The organism is Endozoicomonas sp. ONNA2 (assembly GCF_024606365.1).
GTDB lineage: Bacteria > Pseudomonadota > Gammaproteobacteria > Pseudomonadales > Endozoicomonadaceae > Endozoicomonas.
The window spans coordinates 1-2,846 of the sequence record NZ_JAHHPO010000394.1 but is presented as its reverse complement, the minus strand read 5'-3'; the positions used below and the strand labels follow the sequence as shown (position 1 = coordinate 2,846).

The following is a 2,846-nucleotide window of genomic DNA, read 5'->3' as shown; positions in this document are numbered from 1 at the left end:
ATAAAGAATAAATCGTGTTTTAATAGTTTTGTGTAAAAATCATTGCTGACCGGGCTCTGGGACACTACCGGAATTTATAGAGGTTTCCATAACTGATGCACATTCCTGATCCAAAAATGATTGCATGTTAAGTAGATAACCAACAACCAGACATCAAACCGGAAGTGCACCGTATGTGGGCGTTAAAACCTCTACAAGATCTCCTCCAATTTTTCTGCAAGAGCCACCTTGCCCAGGAAAGGTGCTTTTAATTTTGGAATCAAATCCTGTATTTTCCCATTATTACAGGCAAATTCATGCAGAAAAGTGAGCGTTGCTTTTACAATATTTTGCGGGTATCTACTGGAAATTCTTTCCACGTCGCTGGGATCAATAAACTTATGCAAAGAGCGTGCCAATCTTGTCCAATTCACTGCAAATTCTCTGGCTACCGGTAATACGGCTGGAAAATTGAAATTACTTAAGTTTTGTGGCTTTTCTATTACACCAATTCGTTCAAGGTGCTGATGCCTGGAAATGGCTTTATCCAGTTGAGATTTCTGAATATCGTTGGTAAGAATGCCAGTACTTGTTAATAGTTGAAGTTTTTCAAATCCGGTTTGCAATCCTTCCTGACAAAAGTAGCGTTGGAAAAATTGATTTCTGACTTCAGCCGGATCCCGGTGACGGTCCTCCACCTCTGATAATTCACTGAGTTTGCCGGTGGCAAACGCAAACTCAAAAACCTGATCAGACGTTAAAAAAGCGAACTCCTCGTTGATCCACAGCTTTAGATTGGGAAATCTGGTGGTAAAAACATCCGGTTCAACAACCACTATCGGGTCTGCCGGGTTTTCAATGTTATAAATTTGAATCGCACGTCGTAAAACCGAACCTGGATCGTAACCCATCTTATCCAGATCACCGAGCATTGATCGGGCCACTTGCTCTTCACTCACTCCGGGGTGTGCACCAGGTTGAAACTTGTTGGCAGGAACATTTACACCGATGCCAGTGGCATATCCATAACTCATCATAATAACCTCAATTATTGGTTCGAATATATGGACAACCAGTTTCTGGGATAGTTCCATTAATTAAACAGAACCCCCATAAATTTGACTCGCCAGGCCTTGCCTTTTACCTCTTTCTCACCTATGAAGAGGGCTTGGGTATTTGCTTTTTTACACTGAATTTTTTATTTGATAGTCATTAAATCTAACCACACCAAATGGACAAAAAAGAAATCCACTTTATATGGCCAGCCCAAAATCGTCTGCTATGCTGAATGCTCCAAAAACAATAGGTGGAATGTATGGCTCATAGACAGAGTGATGATCCTATTGGGCGCATTGAGATCAGTGTCAAAAATACACAAGACGGCATCCAAAAGCTTTTCCTGCACAGTGTAAGGCATGAGCAAGCTATTGAGTCGCTTCGGCAAGATGTCAGCTCGCTTCGGCAAGATGTCGGCTTGCTCCAACATGATGTCAGCTCGCTCCAGCAAGATGTCGGCTCGCTCCAGCATGATGTCAGCTCACTCCAGCATGATGTCAGCTCACTCCAGCATGATGTCAGCTCGCTCCAGCAAGATGTCAGATCGTTGCGCCAGGAAACCCGTGAACGTTTTGACAAGATCGAAGACATCCTTGCTATCATTGTGAACCACCTCCAGAAATAACAGCCACCTAGCCAGTATTGCGCATACCGGCGGCAATACCGGCAATGGTGATCATCATCGCCTGTTCAAGCTCCTCACCCACTTCAGCATCCTCTCCCGCCATCTTTTCATGGGAGCGAACCCGCTGCAGCAACTCAGCCTGAAGGAAGTTCAGCGGATCGGTGTAAGGATTACGCAAGCCAATGGCTTCTTTGTTCTGCGGGTGGGCTGACATCAGCTCATCCCCTTCCTTGAGATCCAGCAGCACTTCAATGGCAGACGACAGCATACGTCTGAGCTTTTCGCCCAGGTAGCGCAGATGATCCGGCACCAGCTGATCTTCATAATACCTGGCCAGCTGGGCATCGGTCTTGGTGAAGACCATCTCCAACATTTCCAGACGCGCCTTAAAGAATGGCCAGTCGGCCATCATTGCTTCCAGCACGTCCCGGTTGCCATTGTTGACCGCATTCTCCAGCGCTTCGCCACAGCCCAGCCAGGTTGGCAACATAAGGCGGATCTGTGTCCAGGCAAAAATCCAGGGAATCGCCCGCAGACTCTCTACGCCACCGTCGGGTTTACGTTTGGCAGGACGGGAGCCAAGGGGCAATTTACCCAGCTCCATTTCCGGCGTTACTGCCCGAAAATAAGGCACAAAGTCAGGCTCTTCACGAACAATGCCCCGGTAAACCTTCACGGAATCCGCTGACAACTGATCCATTACCTCACGCCATTCCTGCTTTGGCACTGGTGGCGGCAACAGGGTTGCTTCCAGTGTGGCGCTGGCATACAGCATCAGACTCTGGACGGCCACTTGTGGAAAGCCAAACTTAAAGCGGATCATTTCACCCTGCTCAGTCACCCGCAGGCGATTATTGACCGAACCCGGAGGCTGGGAAAGAATCGCTGCATGGGCCGGGCCACCACCACGACCAATGGTGCCACCACGGCCATGGAACAAGGTCAGCCGGACATCGGCCTCAGCGCATACCGCTGTCACCTCTTCCATGGCACGATACTGTGCCCAGCCAGCGGCCATCCAGCCCGCATCCTTGGCAGAATCAGAATAACCAATCATGACCATCTGGCCACCGTGGCAATATCCGCGATACCAGGGTAATGACAGCAGGTGACGAATACACTGCGCCGCGTTATCAAGGTCGTCCAGTGTCTCAAACAGTGGCGCGATGGGCATGTTGGAGATGGT

The 2,846-nt window shown here is 48.5% G+C and carries 3 protein-coding genes; 1 reads left to right on the top strand and 2 read right to left on the bottom strand.

Annotation, left to right across the window (positions count from 1 at the left end):
- Nucleotides 1-191: 191 nt before the first annotated feature.
- Complete coding sequence (locus KDK14_RS07175) at nucleotides 192-911, bottom strand: death domain-containing protein (protein ID WP_257264367.1); 720 nt, start codon at nucleotides 909-911, stop codon at nucleotides 192-194.
- Nucleotides 912-1,294: 383 nt separating this feature from the next.
- Between KDK14_RS07175 and KDK14_RS07170 the strand changes: the two genes are divergently transcribed.
- Entirely contained in the window at nucleotides 1,295-1,660 is a 366-nt protein-coding gene (locus tag KDK14_RS07170; RefSeq protein WP_257264366.1) for a gp58-like family protein, read from the top strand.
- Nucleotides 1,661-1,667: 7 nt separating this feature from the next.
- On the opposite strand, the gene KDK14_RS07165 is transcribed toward KDK14_RS07170, so the two are convergent.
- Nucleotides 1,668-2,846 (bottom strand): phosphoenolpyruvate carboxylase (locus tag KDK14_RS07165; protein WP_257264365.1); only part of this gene is annotated, 1,179 nt, incomplete at its 5' end.